The organism is Allomuricauda sp. ARW1Y1 (assembly GCF_013407935.1).
Taxonomy (GTDB): domain Bacteria; phylum Bacteroidota; class Bacteroidia; order Flavobacteriales; family Flavobacteriaceae; genus Flagellimonas.
Map to the genome: position 1 here is coordinate 852,255 of NZ_JACBZU010000002.1, position 18,903 is coordinate 871,157.

18 protein-coding genes are annotated in these 18,903 nt (G+C 44.5%); 13 read left to right on the plus strand and 5 right to left on the minus strand.

Annotated elements, in window-relative coordinates; translation table 11 throughout:
- Positions 1-27 precede the first annotated feature (27 nt).
- From GGE08_RS08825 to GGE08_RS08840, 4 genes are all read right to left on the minus strand, one after another.
- Complete coding sequence (locus GGE08_RS08825) at positions 28-237, minus strand: hypothetical protein (protein WP_179384507.1); 210 nt, start codon at positions 235-237, stop codon at positions 28-30.
- 236 nt (positions 238-473) lie between these two features.
- Positions 474-998: a DUF4136 domain-containing protein gene (locus GGE08_RS08830; RefSeq protein WP_179384508.1), complete on the minus strand. Its 525-nt coding sequence runs from the start codon at positions 996-998 to the stop codon at positions 474-476.
- Positions 999-1,062: 64 nt separating this feature from the next.
- Positions 1,063-2,064 (minus strand): GTPase ObgE, encoded by a 1,002-nt coding sequence (gene obgE / locus GGE08_RS08835; protein WP_179384509.1) that lies wholly within the window; start codon positions 2,062-2,064, stop codon positions 1,063-1,065.
- A gap of 32 nt (positions 2,065-2,096) precedes the next feature.
- On the minus strand, positions 2,097-3,203 hold the full coding sequence (locus tag GGE08_RS08840) for an adenylate kinase (protein ID WP_179384584.1): 1,107 nt from the start codon (positions 3,201-3,203) through the stop codon (positions 2,097-2,099).
- A gap of 117 nt (positions 3,204-3,320) precedes the next feature.
- Here GGE08_RS08840 and GGE08_RS08845 point away from each other — a divergent pair, with 117 nt between their 5' ends.
- The 8 genes from GGE08_RS08845 to GGE08_RS08880 all read left to right on the plus strand — a co-directional run bounded on the left by GGE08_RS08845 (position 3,321) and on the right by GGE08_RS08880 (position 10,749).
- Entirely contained in the window at positions 3,321-4,475 is a 1,155-nt protein-coding gene (locus tag GGE08_RS08845) for a 5-(carboxyamino)imidazole ribonucleotide synthase (protein ID WP_179384510.1), read from the plus strand.
- 3 nt (positions 4,476-4,478) lie between these two features.
- Positions 4,479-4,970, plus strand: a complete 492-nt coding sequence (purE, locus tag GGE08_RS08850; protein WP_179384511.1) for a 5-(carboxyamino)imidazole ribonucleotide mutase — start codon at positions 4,479-4,481, stop codon at positions 4,968-4,970.
- Between the two features lie 17 nt (positions 4,971-4,987).
- Positions 4,988-5,374 carry a hypothetical protein gene (locus GGE08_RS08855; RefSeq protein WP_179384512.1) on the plus strand — a complete coding sequence of 129 codons (387 nt, stop codon included), beginning with the start codon at positions 4,988-4,990 and terminating at the stop codon, positions 5,372-5,374.
- 10 nt (positions 5,375-5,384) lie between these two features.
- Complete coding sequence (locus GGE08_RS08860) at positions 5,385-7,406, plus strand: M3 family metallopeptidase (protein WP_179384513.1); 2,022 nt, start codon at positions 5,385-5,387, stop codon at positions 7,404-7,406.
- 149 nt (positions 7,407-7,555) lie between these two features.
- On the plus strand, positions 7,556-9,415 hold the full coding sequence (locus tag GGE08_RS08865) for a PAS domain S-box protein (protein ID WP_179384514.1): 1,860 nt from the start codon (positions 7,556-7,558) through the stop codon (positions 9,413-9,415).
- 12 nt (positions 9,416-9,427) lie between these two features.
- Positions 9,428-9,823 (plus strand): response regulator, encoded by a 396-nt coding sequence (locus GGE08_RS08870; RefSeq protein WP_179384515.1) that lies wholly within the window; start codon positions 9,428-9,430, stop codon positions 9,821-9,823.
- Between the two features lie 138 nt (positions 9,824-9,961).
- Entirely contained in the window at positions 9,962-10,516 is a 555-nt protein-coding gene (locus GGE08_RS08875; protein ID WP_179384516.1) for a sigma-70 family RNA polymerase sigma factor, read from the plus strand.
- A gap of 2 nt (positions 10,517-10,518) precedes the next feature.
- Positions 10,519-10,749, plus strand: coding sequence for a hypothetical protein (locus tag GGE08_RS08880; protein ID WP_179384517.1), 231 nt, complete (start codon positions 10,519-10,521; stop codon positions 10,747-10,749).
- On the opposite strand, the gene GGE08_RS08885 is transcribed toward GGE08_RS08880, so the two are convergent.
- Entirely contained in the window at positions 10,746-11,573 is an 828-nt protein-coding gene (locus tag GGE08_RS08885; RefSeq protein ID WP_179384518.1) for a hypothetical protein, read from the minus strand. The genes GGE08_RS08880 and GGE08_RS08885 overlap by 4 nt on opposite strands.
- A 125-nt stretch (positions 11,574-11,698) precedes the next feature.
- Here GGE08_RS08885 and gcvP point away from each other — a divergent pair, with 125 nt between their 5' ends.
- The 5 genes from gcvP to GGE08_RS08910 all read left to right on the plus strand — a co-directional run.
- Positions 11,699-14,581: an aminomethyl-transferring glycine dehydrogenase gene (gene gcvP / locus GGE08_RS08890; protein WP_179384519.1), complete on the plus strand. Its 2,883-nt coding sequence runs from the start codon at positions 11,699-11,701 to the stop codon at positions 14,579-14,581.
- A gap of 168 nt (positions 14,582-14,749) precedes the next feature.
- Positions 14,750-15,808, plus strand: a complete 1,059-nt coding sequence (locus GGE08_RS08895) for a 3-oxoacyl-ACP synthase III family protein (protein ID WP_179384520.1) — start codon at positions 14,750-14,752, stop codon at positions 15,806-15,808.
- Between the two features lie 103 nt (positions 15,809-15,911).
- A complete protein-coding gene (locus GGE08_RS08900; RefSeq protein ID WP_179384521.1) occupies positions 15,912-16,439 on the plus strand; it encodes a methyltransferase in 528 nt (175 codons plus the stop codon).
- 37 nt (positions 16,440-16,476) lie between these two features.
- Complete coding sequence (locus tag GGE08_RS08905; RefSeq protein WP_179384522.1) at positions 16,477-17,322, plus strand: glycosyltransferase family 2 protein; 846 nt, start codon at positions 16,477-16,479, stop codon at positions 17,320-17,322.
- Between the two features lie 256 nt (positions 17,323-17,578).
- Positions 17,579-18,903: putative metal-binding motif-containing protein (locus GGE08_RS08910; RefSeq protein ID WP_179384523.1), on the plus strand; the 1,325-nt coding region annotated here is incomplete at its 3' end.

The window sequence follows — 18,903 nt, forward strand, 5'->3', positions numbered from 1 at the left end:
ACATTAAACTTGATCTGCGAGCGAAGGTTAGGAGTTTTGTGCCTCCTTGCTTTTTAAAGCTTTGCAGCACGATTTTTTATTTGAGACGAATGAAATCCAAATCATACTCGTGCTTGCGTAAAAAACCGGGAAAAACTCCATGTATTCCCAACCATTCACCTTGCCGATAAAGGCAGTGAAAACGCCTACGATTCCAATGATCAAGACTACTTTCTGATGTGTTGTAAACTTTTTCATAGTGATGTTTTGATGCGAGGTCCTCGCGGATTATAGAATGATACTAACTAAAAGTGTTATAATCAATTTGGCCAGTGCTATCATGATTGTTCGGTTTTAAGATATTTTGATGATGCTAAAGTAATGGACCATTCTTGTCCATAGAAGTGATTTATGACAAGTGGTCATTTTGACCCACCGAACGGTAAAAACCTTGCAAATGGGTCTTAAAAAAATCGTAAATAGCTGATTTTGTTCTATTTTACTTTTGGAGGAAACTTGGAAAACACCTTCTTGACCACCGCACGGAGCTGTTCTTCCCGAACGCTTGGCGATGCATTGTCACGAAGCCCGCTTTCGGAAGTCGCTTGCCAAATAAGGGCATCACGCTGGGCATCCACCAGGTCAAACTGAATGCTGCGTTTCCAGTTGGACCCGCCCAGAGGCAATCCAACAGAAATACCGCCACCTACGTTTCGTCCCGTACCGCCAATGCCCACACCAACATTGTTGTTGGGAGCGCCCCTGTATTCATCGCTAATGATATTAACGAACAGCTCGGGCTCTTCGGCCAAACGGTAACCTCGCGATTTTAAAGTGGAATCCAAGGCTCGTAGCAATCGTCTTTCGTCCAACTGACTTAGGCCCGATTTCATATCCGGGTAGTAATTGTAGGTCGTGTATCCTGAAAAATCAATGGTTTTGTCGTAATCATAATTCACCCTCACGGAGCTACAGGATGCCAATAGAAGCACCAACATTATGGGTAGAACAGTTCGCATCTTAGGACTTTTGGATTCTCCTAAAATTAATCAATAAATTGATGAAGTACCCGAAGAAGGGATATTATTCGTTCAACAGCTTCCAAAGCCTATCCTTGAGCTGCTGAATCCCCAAACCGCTAACGGAAGAGATGAACATGTAGGGAACATCCTTAAAATCGTCCTTCATATCGGCGTCCATTTCCTCGATGAGTTCTTGGTCCAACATATCGCACTTGGATACGGCCACCAAACGTTCCTTGTCCAGCAATTCAGGATTGTACCGTCTAAGCTCGTCCAATAGGATGTTGTATTCTTGGCTGATGTCCTTGCTATCGGCCGGAATCAAGAACAACAAAGTGGCATTGCGCTCAATATGCCGCAGAAAATAGTGTCCAAGGCCTTTGCCTTCGGCCGCCCCTTCGATGATTCCGGGAATATCGGCCATTACAAAACTTTGGAAGTCCCGATATTCCACAATGCCCAAGTTGGGCTTTAGAGTAGTAAATTCGTAATTGGCAATTTTTGGCTTGGCAGAGGTCATTACCGAAAGTAACGTGGATTTTCCAGCGTTGGGAAAGCCCACCAGACCAACATCGGCCAAAACCTTCAATTCCAAAGTGAGGTGACCTTCCTGCCCTTTGATTCCGGGCTGTGCGTATCTCGGGGTTTGATTGGTGGCACTTTTAAAATGCCAGTTTCCCAATCCACCCATACCGCCTTCGAGCACCACTTTCTCCTCACCATCCTCGGTAATCTCAAAAAGGATTTCGTTGGTTTCGGTATCGCGTACCACAGTACCCAACGGCACTTCCAAGTACACATCCTCACCATCGGCCCCAGTACTTCGGCTTTTGCTGCCATGCTCTCCGTGACCGGCCTTAAAATGTTTTTGGAACTTAAAATGGACCAAGGTCCACAAGTTTTTGTTCCCTTTGATTATGACATGACCTCCTCGACCACCATCACCTCCATCCGGGCCGCCTTTGGCCACATATTTTTCGCGACGCAAGTGTGCAGAACCCTTCCCCCCGTTTCCGGAAGCAATGTGCACCTTTACATAATCGACAAAATTTCCTTCGGTCATATGCTAAACTAAAAAATCGTTGTGGAAATCAACTACAGGGAGTCGATTACCTTGCTCAAACGTTCGGTAATATCTTGAATATCCCCTATTCCATTTACGGAGTGGAATTTTCCCTGTGCTTCGTAGTAGGCTTTGAGCGGTGCCGTTTTTTCATTGTATTCATCAAAACGGTTGCGGATCTTGCTCTCGTCCTGATCATCGGAGCGTCCGCTGCTCTTGCCACGTTCCAATAAACGTTCCACCAAAATATCATCCTCTGCTTCCAGGGCAATGGTTGCGTTTACTTTCATGTCCTTGGACTCCAAGAAATTGTCCAACGCCTGTGCTTGGGCGGCAGTTCGCGGGAAGCCGTCAAAAATAAAACCTGCCGCATCCGGGTTTTTCTCCACCTCGTCCTTGAGCATATCGATGGTCACCTCATCTGGCACCAATTCTCCCTTATCGATATAGGATTTTGCCAAGGTACCGAGTTCGGTCCCGTTTTTAATATTGAAACGGAACACATCCCCCGTGGAAATGTGTTTTAGATTGTACTTTTCCTTTAGGAAACCTGCTTGGGTTCCTTTTCCTGCTCCTGGCTTTCCAAAAAGCACTAGGTTGATCATATCTGTTTGATTTAATTGGTAAACTTCTCTAAGGTTACGGCCCAGTTCATTGTAATCCAGTCCATATCCCACTATAAAGTGATCGGGAATTTCCAGACCCACGTAATCGATGGCGTATTCCCCGTTGTAAATATCCGATTTGTAAAAAAGGGTCCCGATTTTGAACTCCTTTACATTCTTGTTGGAAAAGAGATGAACCAATTGCTTCAAGGTTCGTCCCGTATCCACCACATCTTCCAAAATAATGACACTCTTTCCTTCCAGTTCATCGGGAACATCCAACAGCGTTTCCACAATGCCCGTTGAGGTCAGCCCCTGATAGGAACTCAACCGCACAAAGGACACCTCACAAGGGTGTTGATAGGCCTTCAAAAAATCGGACACAAACATAAAGGCACCATTGAGCACGCCCACAAACAAGGGTGTTTCATCCTTGTAATCGGCCGCGATCTCCTTGGCCATTTTATCAATGGCAGCAAGGATTTGTTCTTCCTTTAAATACGGCTTAAAATACTTGTCGTGGAGTTTGATCAATGTTCTCAAGTTATGGTCAGGTTGGCAAAGATACTATTTTTAGCACTCCTAAGCCCCTACATCTTTTATACCCTCGTGGATTTCATGTATTTTTGCCCACATTCAATATACAGATCGATGCAATTTTTCTCTTCTGACTTTAAACTGGGAATTTTAGGTGGCGGACAATTGGGCAAAATGATGCTCTACGAAACCCGGAAATGGGACGTACAGACCAAGGTTATGGATGCCTCTGCCGAAGCACCCTGCAAAATAGCCTGCAATGAATTTGTACAGGGCAGTTTGATGGATTTTGATGCCGTTTATGCCTTTGGGAAGGATGTAGACGTGCTGACCATCGAAATTGAAAACGTCAACGTAAACGCTCTTGAAAAATTGGAACACGAGGGAATCAAGGTCTACCCCCCCACAAAAACCTTGAGAACCATACAGAATAAGGCCGTACAAAAATTGTTTTATACGGACCATGGTATCCCAACGGCACCTTTCACCCGATTTGCCTACACCTCCGAAATTGAGGACAGCATCCTGAACGGCGGGCTTTCCTTGCCCTTTGTATGGAAAAGTGCCCAATTTGGCTATGATGGCCAAGGGGTTAAGGTTGTCCGAACCATGGAAGATCTAAAAGACCTCCCCAATGTGGAGTGCATTGCCGAGCAAATGATCGACTTTAAAAATGAATTGGCCGTTATCGTGGCACGAAACACCAAAGGTGAAGTCGTCACGTACCCTGTGGTGGAAATGGAGTTTCACCCAGAGGCCAATCAAGTGGAATACGTAATCTGTCCCGCTCGGATTGATGACGAAGTGGCCCAAAGAGCTAGGGAAATTGCATTAAAAGTTTCGGAGCACATGAAACACGTTGGCCTATTGGCCGTAGAAATGTTCCAGACCCAAGACGACCAAATTTTGGTGAACGAATCGGCTCCAAGACCGCACAACAGTGGCCATTATAGTATTGAAGCGGGCTACACCAACCAATTTGAACAGCACATCAGGGCCATTTTAGGCTTGCCACTAGGAAAAACGGACAGTAAAGTCGCCGGAATTATGGTTAATTTGGTGGGAGCTGAAGGCCATACCGGCGATGTGGTCTACGAAAACATCGAAAAAATATTGGAAATGGATGGAGTAACCCCGCACATTTACGGTAAAAAACAAACCCGCCCTTTCCGCAAAATGGGCCACGTGACCATCGTGGACGAAAATATGGCCAGGGCCAGGGAAGTGGCACAGCAAGTAAAGGAAACCATAAAAGTGATAAGCAAATAGGATATGAGCAAAGTAGCCGTAATCATGGGAAGCACAAGCGACCTTCCCGTTATGCAAGACGCCATCGATATATTGAAGGAATTGGGAGTACAAGTGGATGTAGACATCGTATCTGCCCACCGGACCCCCGAAAAACTGTTCAGTTTTAGCAAAAGCGCACACACCAATGGGTATTCGGCCATTATTGCCGGTGCCGGAGGGGCTGCTCACTTGCCCGGAATGGTGGCATCCCTATCGCCATTGCCAGTTATAGGCGTTCCCGTAAAAAGCAGTAATTCCATAGATGGCTGGGACTCTGTGCTATCCATTTTACAAATGCCCGGTGGAGTTCCCGTGGCCACAGTAGCCTTGAACGGTGCAAAAAACGCTGGAATCCTCGCCGCACAGATCATAGGAAGCTCCAACAGCCAGATTATGGAAAACATTATCGCCTACAAAGAGGGACTCAAGGAAAAAGTAATCAAAGGTGCCGAAGAGGTACAGAAAAAATACTAAGTAGCAACCCATAGCTCATGAACTTCAACCAAATTGGCATTTTGGTAGGGATTTGTGCCGTAGCCTTTTTTGGCTTCACGCTGAAAAAAGTAAGCAACCCCTATATCAAAGGACTTTGGAAAAGTGGTCTTTTGGTTTTCTTCCTATATGCGGCCATATTGATCTATGTGGAAATACGCTGGCAATTTATTTCCAGTTATGCCCAAAAATATGACCTGAACGGCAATGGTTTTGTGGATTTGAACGAGTATTCCGATGAAGCCATGGCCGCCATGAACAAAATGACAAGCGGTGCCAAAGCAAAAAGCTTCGCTGCCCTCACCGTTGCGGGATTATCCTCCATCATCGGATTTGGATTTTTGATAAGCGATTGGGCCGTAACCTATTTAAAGAACAAAGAGTAGAACAACAACTATGAACAATCCATTATTGGAGCCTTTTGATGAGGCACCATTTTCCAAAATAAAGAACGAACATTTTAAACCGGCCTTTCTTCAAGCCATCGAAGATGCCAAAAAAGAAATCGATGCCATTGTAGCCAATCCAGAAGCCCCCACTTTTGAAAATACTTTGGAAGCTTTGGATTTTGCCGGATATCAACTCGACCGTATTTCAAGTATCTTTTTTAACCTAAACTCGGCAGAGACCAACGAAGAAATCCAGAAAATAGCGCAAGAGGTATCGCCATGGTTATCCGAATTCAGCAATGACATTACCTTGAACGAAGGTCTTTTTGCACGCATCAAAACGGTTTATGAGCAAAGAGATTCGTTGGACCTGACCACAGAGCAACGGACCCTCCTCGAGAAGAAATACAAGAATTTTAGCCGGAACGGGGCCAATTTAACCGAAGAGAACAAAAAACGCCTTCGGGAAATCGATACGGAGCTTGCCAAACTGAAACTCACCTTTGGTGAAAATGTTTTGGCGGAGACCAACAAATACGAAATGTTGCTTACGGATGAAAAGGATGTGGACGGACTTCCGGATGGCACCAAGGAAGCTGCTGCCCAACTGGCAGAATCCAAGGGCAAAGAGGGTTGGCTGATCACTTTGGACTACCCAAGCTACATCCCTTTTATGAAATATGCCAAAAACAGGGAGTTGCGAAAGAAACTATCCATGGCCTTCGGAAGCAAAGGGTTTCACGGTGACGAGCTGGACAATCAGGAGAATGTAAAGCGAATCGTGAACCTACGCCACGAAAGAGCCAATTTATTGGGCTATACAACCCATGCCCACTTTGTGCTTGAAGAGCGTATGGCGGAAACCCCCGAAAAAGTACAGGAATTTCTCAACGAACTTTTGGAAAAAGCCAAACCTGCCGCAGAACGTGAGTTTGCCGAACTGGAAGCCTATGCCAAAGAGTTGGACCATATCGACCGTTTGGAAAAATGGGACAGTGCCTACTATTCGGAAAGATTGAAGCAAAAACTCTTCAATTTGGACGATGAAAAGCTAAAACCCTATTTCAAGCTCGAAAATGTAATCAACGGGGTGTTTAAGGTAGCGGAAAATCTCTTTGGACTCACCTTCAAGGAAGTAGACCATGTGGACAAGTATCACCAAGAAGTAAAAACCTTTGAAGTGTACGAAAATGGAAACTTTATCTCCCTGTTTTATGCCGATTTCCACCCAAGGCCAGGAAAACGAGGCGGCGCTTGGATGACCAGTTACAAACCACAATACATATTCCATGGTAAAAACAACAGGCCACATATTTCCAATGTCTGTAATTTTACCAAGCCTACCAGTTCAAAACCATCATTGCTTACCTTCAACGAGGTCACTACGCTATTCCATGAATTCGGACATGCGCTGCACGGCATGTTGGCCAACACCACCTACCCAAGCCTATCGGGAACGTCTGTGTACTGGGACTTTGTGGAATTACCAAGTCAGGTGATGGAAAATTGGTGCTACGAAAAAGAGGCCTTGGAACTCTTTGCCCATCACTACGAAACCGGTGAATTGATTCCTATGGAACTCGTGGAGAAAATAAAGGAATCCGCCACATTTCAAGAAGGGATGGCCACGGTTCGCCAATTGAGCTTTGGATTGCTGGACATGGCCTGGCATGGCGGCGACCCATCAAACATAACAGATGTAAAAGCCTTTGAAGATGCCGCGTTCGAAAGCACCGATCTGTTCCCAAAAACACCGGAAACGTGCATGAGCACGTCATTCGCCCATATTTTTCAAGGTGGGTATTCATCTGGCTACTATAGTTACAAGTGGGCAGAGGTATTGGATGCGGACGCTTTTGCCTACTTTAAGGAAAATGGAATTTTCAGTAAAACGGTTGCCAATAAGTTCAAGGAGTTCGTGCTTTCCAAAGGAGGCACCGAAAACCCGATGGAACTGTACATAAAATTTAGGGGAGCCGAACCAAGCATTGATGCCTTGTTGGAGCGGGCAGGATTGCTAGCCAAATAAAAAGGTAGGTGACCACAATTTGGAATTACCATTAGGAAAGTGAAGGAAATTTAGTATCTTTTTAAGAAAATTGCATTACCTGACCCATAAAGCTTGAAAGTTCCCATAAATAATCAAGGCTTGCTTTGTTATAACCAACCCCGAAGTATATGAAAAATTGGGACATTGAGGATTTTGGAACAGACAGTTTGTTTGCGGAAACCATCAAACTAGCCAAAATCGGTATCTATGAGCTGAACGTCGCCACCAATCAAATTTATTGGAGCGATGTTACCCGCGACATCACCGAAGTTCCCGACGACTTTGTCCCGTCCTTGGATAATCTTGCCTCCTTTTTTAATGAAGGGCACTACAGGGATATGGCCCGTGATGCCATGCAAAATGCCATCGCAAAGGGAGAGTCTTATGATCTTGACATGGAGGTGGTAACTGCCAAGGGCAACATTAGGTATGTTCGTAATGTTGGCAATCCAAAAATGGAAAATGGGGTTTGTGTAAAACTATTCGGTTTTCTTCAAGATATCACAGAAAGAAAACGGACCAAGATAGAGCTTACCAAAAAAATCCAACAACTCAATTTAGCGGAACAACTGGCTCAAATTGGTTATTGGGAATGGGATATCGTGGCCGACAATATCCTGTGGTCCGACAACCTTTATCGCATTTTTGGGTTGGAAATAGGGACTCCCATCCATTTTGAGCGCGTTATCGAAGCAATACACCCCGATGACCGGAAAGAGTTTCGGGAGAATGCCCAAGAGTTCATCGCCGAGAAGCGGTTTCGAAAATTCATGCACCGTATCGTACACAAAGATGGCAGTATACGGACTGTAGAGCTAATTGGTGAACTTATCATGAATCCGCAAGGCGAGGTCATTAAAATGATCGGAACCACCCAAGATATTACCGAACAGCGCATGTCGGAAATCAAGTTTAGGGGGTTATTGGACTCTGCCCCGGACACCATGGTCATTGTAGATCGAAACGGTATTATCCAATTGATCAACAAGCAGGCAGAGAAAATGTTCGGCTACAAATCATCGGAACTTATTGACAAGCATGTCACCGTTCTCGTTCCCAACCGACTTTGGGATACCATGGAATATTATGCCGTAAACTTCTTTAAAGCCCCCAAACATACCGGGCTTCCTGCCGATCTCGATTTTTTTGTGCACAACAAATCAGGTTTTCAAATTCCAGTCCAAGTTACCCTAAGCCCTCTGGAAACCTCCGAAGGACTTCTGGTATCCATTGCGCTCCGAGATATTACAGTTCAAAAACAGGCCGCTCACCGAATTTTGGAAACCAATAAGAGTTTAAAGGAGTCGGCCAAGCGACTTAAGGCACAAAATCGGCAGCTGGAAGAGTTCAATCAAATCACATCGCACAATTTGAGGTCGCCCGTCAGCAACCTTAGTGCGCTGCTCGACATTTACAAAACGGAAAGCGATTCCGAAACCAAGGAGATGATCATCGAAAAAATAGAATCGGTGACCAACCATCTCACATGGACCTTGGACACCCTTGTGGAGTCCTTGCTCATTAAAAAAAGTTCGCAACAAGCCCTTGAAAAATGTCATTTTGATAAAACCCTGGAACGGACAAAAGAAATGCTCGCGGCCGAGATTTTAAAGACCGAAGCGGTTATTACCTCTGATTTTTCCGAGGCACCTACCGTGATGTACAACAAGGTCTACCTCGAAAGTATTTTCATCAACCTGATCAGTAATTCCTTAAAATACAAGGCAAAAGACCGCGCTCCCGAAATAGTTGTTCAATCCAAGATGATCGATGGAACGGTGCAACTGGAATTTAGGGACAACGGTTCGGGAATCAATCTTAAAAAGAACGGGCACAAATTGTTTGGCTTCAGCAAGGTTTTCCACAGAAATGATGATGCCAAAGGTGTTGGGTTATTTATAACAAAGGCCCAAGTGGATGCCATGGGCGGTAAAATTTGGGCCAAGAGCGAAGAAGGCAAAGGCACTTCTTTTTTTATTAATCTATAACTGTTGATGATTATGAAACCAGTCAATGTCTTTGTGGTCGATGATGATGACATCTATCAATTTACGATCAAAGTAACGCTGAGAAGCATTCCGGCAGTCCAATCCACGAGCACATTTGCCGATGGTGCCGAAGCGTTGGAATACATTGTTGTCCATCAGAATGAAGAGGATAAGCTACCGGACATCATTTTTCTGGACATCAACATGCCTGTTATGGACGGTTTTCAGTTCATGGAGGAGTTTGTGGAACTGCTTCCCAGTTTACAAAAGTCCATCAAGGTGTATATGGTTTCCTCTTCCATGGATCCCAAGGACATTAAAAAGGCCAAACGGTTCGAGGAAATCTCCGATTATTTGATCAAGCCATTGAACTCCAAGGATATCAAGGAAATCATAGCCAAATTGTGAAGTGTTTGTAGCTTACAAATCAAAAACCTATGTTAAACCTTTACTTGGCTGTTAGACTGAGACCTTTTATACGTCTAATTCCAGCCAAACATGGATTTGGTATCCAAAAACCATTACATTTGGTAATTCGATACGAAAATGGCCAAACATAAACTTCAACCGGACAATTGGGTAGACCAATACGCGGATTACCTGTTCAACTATGCGGTCTCGCGCGTAAGCGATGCAGAAATCGCAAAGGATTTGGTACAGGAAACCTTTTTTGCAGGTTTGAACTCGGCCAAAAACTTCAAAGGGGACGCTGCGGAACGCACTTGGTTGGTTTCCATCCTTAAGCGAAAAGTGATAGATCATTACCGAAAGATAAATTCAAAAAAGGGCAAGGCCGAGGTACGCATCAACTACAGCTCCGATTCGGATGCCGAAGGCGATTGGCTGGAGCAGCAAGTAGCCGACCCTTTTAGCAAGGATGGCGACAATATCCTTGAGAATGAGGAACTGGGACTGGCCATACAGGATTGTATCACCAAACTGCCCCAAAAACAGGCATTGGTCTTCAAATTGAAAACAATCCAAGGGATGAGTACCGAAGATGTGTGTAATGAACTGGACATAAATCCGTCCAACCTCTGGGTGATGATCCACAGGGCGAGAACGGCACTTATGGGTTGTTTAAATGAAAACTGGTTTTAGGTATGAAGATTTCGTGTAAAGAGGCATCTAGTATTTGTGACAAATCCCAATATAAAGAGGCAAGTTGGTGGGATATCATTAAACTGCGCGTGCATTTGCTCTATTGCAAAACCTGCCAATTGTACTCCAAAAAGAACAGTGAACTTACCTCATTGTGCGATAGGGCCGGACTTACCATGCTATCTGACGAGGATAAAAAGAAAATGAAAAGGGACCTCGAAGAAAAAATTTAGGCCACAAAGCGTTCTGCCCACCAAAATAGGCAAAACCAAAAAACAGGGATGGCTTCCACCCAAAACATTACAAAGTACTTGGATTTCATCCGCTGATGCGAAGCCAACATCACAAAAAGTATCACACAGATCACGGATTGCAGCTCCGCCTCCAAAGGATGCAGCGTATCCTTCAAAAAGGTAAGCAAAAAGAAGATAAGCGTAAGGCCCATTCCCAAACGTCGTGTGGCTCGCTCGCCCAAAACCTGGGGCAAGGTTCTCAAACTACGATCATCCCATTGCAGATCTCGGATTTCAAAAGGCAGAATCAATACCAAAACCAATATCATTCTTTGAATGAAGGTGACCGAGAAATCCCAATCCAACGGTACATTGGCATCTAGAACGGGCAACAAAACAGAGAAACCTGCCCATACAAAGGCCACAATGTAGATTTTTAGTCCGGCCAAGTTCCGTAAATTCTTGGCCCTCGGCAAAAGAGGTACTGCGTAAAGGGCGGACAAGACACCCAAAACGGCCGTAGCCCACCAAATGTTGCTATCCAAATGGAACAAAAAATAAAGGGCAAATACAAAACACACAAAACTGAAGATTTGGATAATCCTGTGATAAGCATTGGACACAATAAGGTATTTATAGGCCTCTACCCCGTACTTGATAAAATTATAGCAAACGATCACACTGCAAAAAATGAATCCCAACAGATGTAAATCCAGCGAACTGTCCAACAAATAAAAGGTGACACCTGTCAAGGAAATCACCGCTATGGCCACGTGAATACTGGCATCCAAATAAAAATCAAACAGTGCTTTTAAGGTTCTCATGCGGTAAAATCCCAATCCGTTGGCCCTAGGTTAATTGGTGGTTAACAACTTTGCGCCATCCACCATCAAAATTGACCATTTTCATCGAATTAATCCCTAATTTTGTGCACTTTATTGGATTGAACATGAACACAGAGGTTTTTGCTGCCAGGCATATTGGCATCACAGAAAGAGACTTGCCCCACATGCTCGAAACCATTGGGGTGGAAAGTGTGGAACAGCTCATTTACGAGACCATTCCCGATGACATCAAACTTAAAAAACCATTGGACCTTCCGCAGGGTATCAGCGAACACGAGTTCCTGAACCATCTGCATGCGTTGGCCAAAAAGAACAAGGTTTTTAAGAGTTACATTGGTCTAGGGTATCATGAGTCGCTAACACCTTCGGTCATCAAAAGAAATATTCTGGAAAATCCAGGATGGTATACCGCCTATACGCCATACCAGGCCGAGATTGCCCAAGGTAGATTGGAGGCCCTCCTGAACTTCCAGACCATGGTCGCTGACCTGACAGGTATGGAAATTGCCAATGCTTCGCTTTTGGACGAAAGTACCGCAGCTGCCGAAGCCATGAGCATGTTGTTCGAGCTTCGTAGCCGCCAACAGAAAAAGGACGGAGCCGTAAAATTCTTCGTTTCTGAAGAGATACTTCCCCAAACCCTGAGTTTGTTGGAAACACGTGCGATTCCTTTGGGTATTGAGTTGGTTGTTGGAGACCACGAAGCGTTCGATTTTTCATCTGATTTTTATGCCGCGCTCTTGCAATATCCCGGGAAGCACGGTCAGGTAAATGACTATGCATCTTTCGTGGAGAAAGCCAAAGCCAAGGACATTAAAGTGGCCGTTGCCGCAGATATCCTTAGTTTGGTGATGCTCACTCCTCCAGGGGAATGGGGGGTGGATGCCGTAGTGGGTACCACACAACGTTTCGGAATCCCATTGGGTTATGGTGGACCACACGCGGCCTTCTTCGCCACTAAAGAAGCCTATAAGCGAAATATTCCCGGTAGGATCATAGGAATTACCAAAGACACCGATGGCAACCCAGCCCTACGGATGGCGCTCCAAACAAGGGAGCAACACATTAAAAGGGACAAGGCAACCTCCAACATTTGTACGGCTCAGGTGCTCTTGGCCGTAATGGCTGGAATGTATGCTGTATTCCATGGACCGGAAGGTTTAAAATATATTGCCAATAGTGTTCACCAAAAGGCAAGGGCCTTCGATAAGGTTTTAAAACATTTGGGCCTTAATCAACTTAATTCTGGCTTTTTTGACACTTTGAAAGTTAAGATTGATAATGTTGATAAACTCAGAAAAATTGCGGAACATGTCGAGATCAATTTGAACTACATTGACCATAATCATGTGTCCATCTCCTTTAATGAAGCTATCTCAAATGATGATATGCTAAAATTAATCAAGGTTTTTTCGAGTTATAAGGAGGCTACACCAAACGGAAATGAATCAAGCAAAGATTTCCACGCACAAATGGATAACACTTCTTCCGAAAAATCGATACCACAATCTCTGCAAAGACAGGCTCCATTTATGCAGCACGAAGTCTTTAATTCCTATCATTCGGAAACAGAGTTGATGCGCTACATCAAAAAATTGGAGCGAAAGGATTTGGCGTTGAACCACTCCATGATTTCTTTGGGCAGTTGTACCATGAAGCTGAACGCTGCTTCCGAAATGTTGCCATTAAGTTGGCCTGAATGGGGCAATATCCATCCCTTTGCGCCGATTGATCAGGCCCAAGGCTATCAAGAAGTGCTTAAATCATTGGAAGAACAATTGAATGTCATCACTGGTTTTGCGGCTACTTCCCTGCAACCCAACTCAGGGGCACAGGGCGAATATGCCGGACTTATGGTGATTCGTGCCTATCACGAATCCCGAGGGGAAGGTCATCGAAACATTTGTTTGATTCCATCCTCGGCGCATGGAACCAATCCAGCGTCGGCCGTAATGGCAGGTATGCAAGTGGTGGTGACCAAAACCGATGAGAAAGGAAACATCGACATGGAGGATTTGGAAGAAAAAGCCAACAAATATGCCGATAATCTTGCTGCTTTGATGGTTACATACCCGTCCACTCATGGTGTTTTTGAGTCATCCATTAGGCAAATCACCAAACTCATCCACGACAATGGTGGACAAGTTTATATGGACGGTGCCAACATGAACGCTCAGGTTGGACTCACCAATCCAGCGACCATTGGGGCCGATGTATGTCACCTTAACCTGCACAAAACCTTTGCCATTCCTCACGGAGGTGGTGGCCCGGGCGTAGGTCCCATTTGTGTAGCCGAGCAGTTAAAGCCCTTTTTGCCCACCAATCCGGTGATCAAAACAGGAGGGGAAAAAGCGATTACAGCCATATCCGCCGCTCCTTGGGGAAGTTCCTTGGTATGCCTGATCTCGTACGGATACATCAAAATGTTGGGTAGTGAAGGACTTACCAAAGCGACAGAAGCCGCAATTTTGAATGCCAATTACATCAAAGACCGCCTAAAAGGTAAGTTTGATGTGCTCTATACGGGTGAGCGCGGACGCGCTGCCCACGAAATGATCATCGACTGTAGACCTTTTAAAGCGAATGGCATTGAAGTAACGGATATCGCCAAACGGCTTATCGATTATGGTTTCCATGCCCCTACGGTTTCTTTCCCAGTGGCCGGAACCATGATGATAGAACCGACCGAAAGCGAAAGTTTGGCCGAATTGGATCGTTTTTGTGATGCACTCTTGTCCATCCGAGCGGAAATTGACGAAGTTTCTGCCAACGAGACGGACAACGTACTCAAAAACGCACCGCATACCCTCGCCATGCTGACCAGCGACTCTTGGAGCCATCCTTATAGTCGCGAAAAGGCTGCTTTCCCGCTGCCTTATGTGGCCGAAAACAAATTTTGGCCGAGCATTAGAAGGACAGATGAAGCGTTTGGGGATCGTAATTTAATGTGCACTTGTGCACCCATTGAAGATTACGTAGAAGCGTAAAAACCATTATAAACCTTGATAAAAAGCCTTGATCTTAAAAATAGACCAAGGCTTTTTTCGTATCTAGCGAGATATGGGTTATCTTTTGGATATTGTAAAATATACTATGCATGCATAGTAATTGATTGTAGCATACATTAACTTGTATTCATTAAACCTCAACAACTCATGAAAATCGGTATTACAGGCATTGGAAGTTATATTCCGTCCATCGTGACCAAGAATGAAGATTTCTTGCAGCATCAATTCATGGAGACGGATGGAACTGCATTTGAGCAACAGAACAATGTAATCATCGAAAAATTTCAAGCCATCACTGGAATCGCCAACCGTAGGTATGCCAAGCCCGAGCTAAAAACATCAGACCTCGGCTACTTGGCCGCTGAGGAAGCTATTTCCAACGCTGGAGTGGATAAGGAGGAGTTGGACTACATCATCTTCGCACACAACTTTGGCGACCTTACCCATGGTAAAATACAAGGAGACACCTTGCCCAGTTTGGCCACAAGGGTGAAACACTTATTGCGCATACAAAACCCAAAATGCGTAGCCTACGACCTTATTTTTGGTTGTCCCGGTTGGATAGAGGGGCTCATTCAGGCCAATGCTTTCATTAAAAGTGGCATGGCCAAGAAATGTTTGGTCATTGGAGGAGAAACCCTTTCGAGGGTGGTGGACCATCATGACAGGGATAGTATGATTTTTTCTGATGGCGCCGGTGCTGCCATCGTAGAGGCCAATCCGCCACACGGCGAAATCCTGTCACACGCATCGGTCACTTACGCCAACGAAGAAGCCTATTATCTGTATTTCGACAAATCCAATAGTCCAGAGGCCTGTGAAGACACGCGGTACATCAAAATGCAAGGTAGGAAAATTTACGAGTTTGCCTGTATTAACGTGCCCAAGGCCATGGCAGCTTGTTTGGATGACAGCGGAGTGAGTATCGATGAGGTAAAGAAAATTTTTATCCATCAAGCCAACGAAAAAATGGATGAGGCCATTATTAAAAGGTTCTACAAAATATATGGTAAGGAAATACCCGAAAACGTGATGCCCATGAGCATACAGGATTTGGGAAACAGTTCCGTAGCCACGGTGCCTACACTATTTGACCTGGTGTTGAAAGGCAAACTTCCGAACCATCATGTGGAAAAAGGAGACGTGGTCATCTTTGCGAGCGTTGGGGCTGGCATGAACGTAAATGCGATTGTTTACAGGTATTGAAATCCCGATTCAAGTGCTTAAACTGAACCAAATTGCCTTAACAGCATCGCACTAAACGCAAACTTAGTTGGGATTTGTTATTTGTTTTTTGGAATTTTAGCCCATGTACGAAAACAACTTTCCCAATAAGCGCTACAGACATACTTTAGCCTTTTTGAAAAAGCACATCGACCCCTCCGAAACCATTTTGGATTTAGGTGTTGAGAACCCCTTTTCAGAAATCATGAAATCCAACGGATACCAAGTAACCAACACCAAAGGTGAGGATTTGGATATCGATTTTAAAAAAGCCGCGAATTCGGATGCGGATGTGGTAACCGGGTTTGAAATTTTTGAGCATTTGGTCGCTCCCTTCAATATTTTGAAGGAGATAAAAGCCAACAAATTGGTCGCCAGTATTCCGATGCGTTTATGGTTTTCCCCTGCCTATCGCAGTAAAACAGACCCTTGGGACCGTCATTACCATGAATTTGAAGATTGGCAGTTTGATTGGCTTTTGGAAAAAGCGGGTTGGACGATTAAGGATTCCGCAAAATGGACCAATCCCACGAAAAAGTTGGGCTTTCGCCCCCTACTCCGTTATTTTACCAATCGATATTATATTGTGTACGCCGAGCGAAGCACAACCTAATTGGTGAGTTCCCGTTAAGCTTTTCAGATTTTAGCCCATGCGCATCAGTATTATCATCCCAGCCCACAACGAAGCAGCTTTCTTGGAGGAGTGCCTCGATTCCTTTGTAGCTCAGACCTATCTGCCCAATGAATTAATTGTGGTGGACGATAATTCTTCCGATGCAACCTTTGCCATTGCACAGGACTATGCCAAAAAGCACCACTGGATAAAAGCCCTTCAACGCAAATCGACGGATGAGCACATTCCGGGCAAAAAGGTGGTGGATACCTTTAACTTTGGATTGAAACACGTTTCGGCCTATGACCTCATTGGCAAGTTTGATGCCGATATTGTACTTCCACCTAACTATTTTGAAATTATGGTGAACCAGTTTCAGGCCAATTGGAAACTAGGGATGTGTTCGGGATTATTGTTCGTTCGAAATGGGGACCAATGGAAGTATGAGGACATTGCCAACAAAAACCATATCCGAGGCCCCATTAAACTGTATCACAAAGCCTGTTTCCAAAAGATTGGTGGTTTACGTCCGGGGGTGGGATGGGACACAGTCGACACACTTTTGGCCCGATACCATGATTTTGATACCGTAACCCTGCCCGAACTCAAGGTGAAGCATCTGCGACCCACGGGCCATGGGTATAGCAGCAAAAACTATCAATCCAAAGGAGAAGCGATGTATCGGATGAGATATGGGCTTTTACTGACCAAAATTGCAGTCTTAAAAATGGCATGGCAAGCCAAGAGTCCCAAGTTATACCTCCAAGCGATATGGGGTTTTTTAAAGGCTTTGCTCCAGAGACAGGGAAAATATGTTTCCAAAAAAGAGGGTGAATTTATCAGAACATATCGTTGGAAAGGAATTTGGTCCAAAATCCAATAGTCAACCTCCGACTATAACCTGTTTATTCGTAGTTAATTACCTATTTAATCCATCGAATATTTTTACAGTGGTCATTAAATCCAACTACACGAACCCATTATAGGGCTCATCCGTCAATTCAAAAGGCCCATCCGTCAATTCACTGCACATTTTATATTCAAACCACTGTATCTTTAAATCAGTATTCAGCATAACCCAAAAATGTAGTTGTTCAATACATGGAACGCCAATGATCGTTCCCAAAAAAGGTTATGCTATGAAATGGTTTCATCACTTTACAAAGGCACTATTGCTCCCTTTTGTTCTTCTCGGTGTAAACTGGTATTCCCAAGCCCAAATACCTGGACAGAGTTATTTTCCGGATGGCAACGATTATGTGGAATATATTTATGGTGATCATCCGGTAATCCTTTCCATCCCTCATGACGGTGATTTAAAACCAGATGAAATTCCGGATAGATCTTGTCCCAATTGTGTATATGGCAACGACACTGACACCCAAGAAATGGGAAGGGCAATGGCTCAAGCCTACTTTAACAAAACAGGGCATTACCCTTTTGTGGTCATCAATCGATTAGCTCGAATAAAGTTTGATGCCAACCGCAATAAGAATGAGGATGACAACGATAATAACCCTATCATCCAAGAAGCTTTTGACAATTATCACGCGTTCATTTCAGATGCCAAGAACAAAATAATTGAAGATTTTGGTAGGGGCCTTTTTATTGACATCCATGGACATGCCCATGAAATTGAAAGGGTGGAACTAGGTTATACACTAACAGGGCATGAACTTCGCCTTGCGGACGAGATTTTGAACACGACCACCTACATGAACCGTAACAGTATTAAAACATTGGTTTATGATAAAGTAGGTGATATGACCCATGTAGAACTCATTAGGGGCGGACTCAGTTTTGGAACCTTGTTTCACGATAAAGGCTTCCCCACCGTACCAAGTGCTGCAGACCCCTTTCCGAAGGTAGATGAGCCTTATTTCAATGGTGGATATAATGTATGGATACATGGGTCACGATTAAATTCCGGAAATATTGATGCCATACAGATTGAAATCAATCAAGATGTGCGCTTTGATCCTGAAAGCAGTGCACTTTTTGTTGATGCCGTAGCCACGAGTCTCATAGAATACCTGAGTTTGCATTATGGATTTGGCGTTATAGATTTTGATGGAGATGGCGTCTTTTCAGACCAAGATTGTGATGATTTTAATGCCAGTATCAACCCCAATGCAGAAGAAATACCATACAACGGTATCGATGATGACTGTGATCCGACCACCCCTGACGATGACCTTGACGGTGACGACTTTAATAATGCCGAGGACTGTGACGACAACAATGCCAACATCAACCCGGATGCCGAAGAAATCCCATACAACGGTATCGATGATGACTGTGACCCTAGCACGCCGGATGATGACCTTGACGGTGACGACTTTAATAATGCCGAGGACTGTGACGACAGCAATGCCAACATCAACCCGGGTGCAGAAGAAATCCCATACAACGGTATCGACGATGACTGTGACCCCACCACTCCTGATGATGACCTTGACGGTGA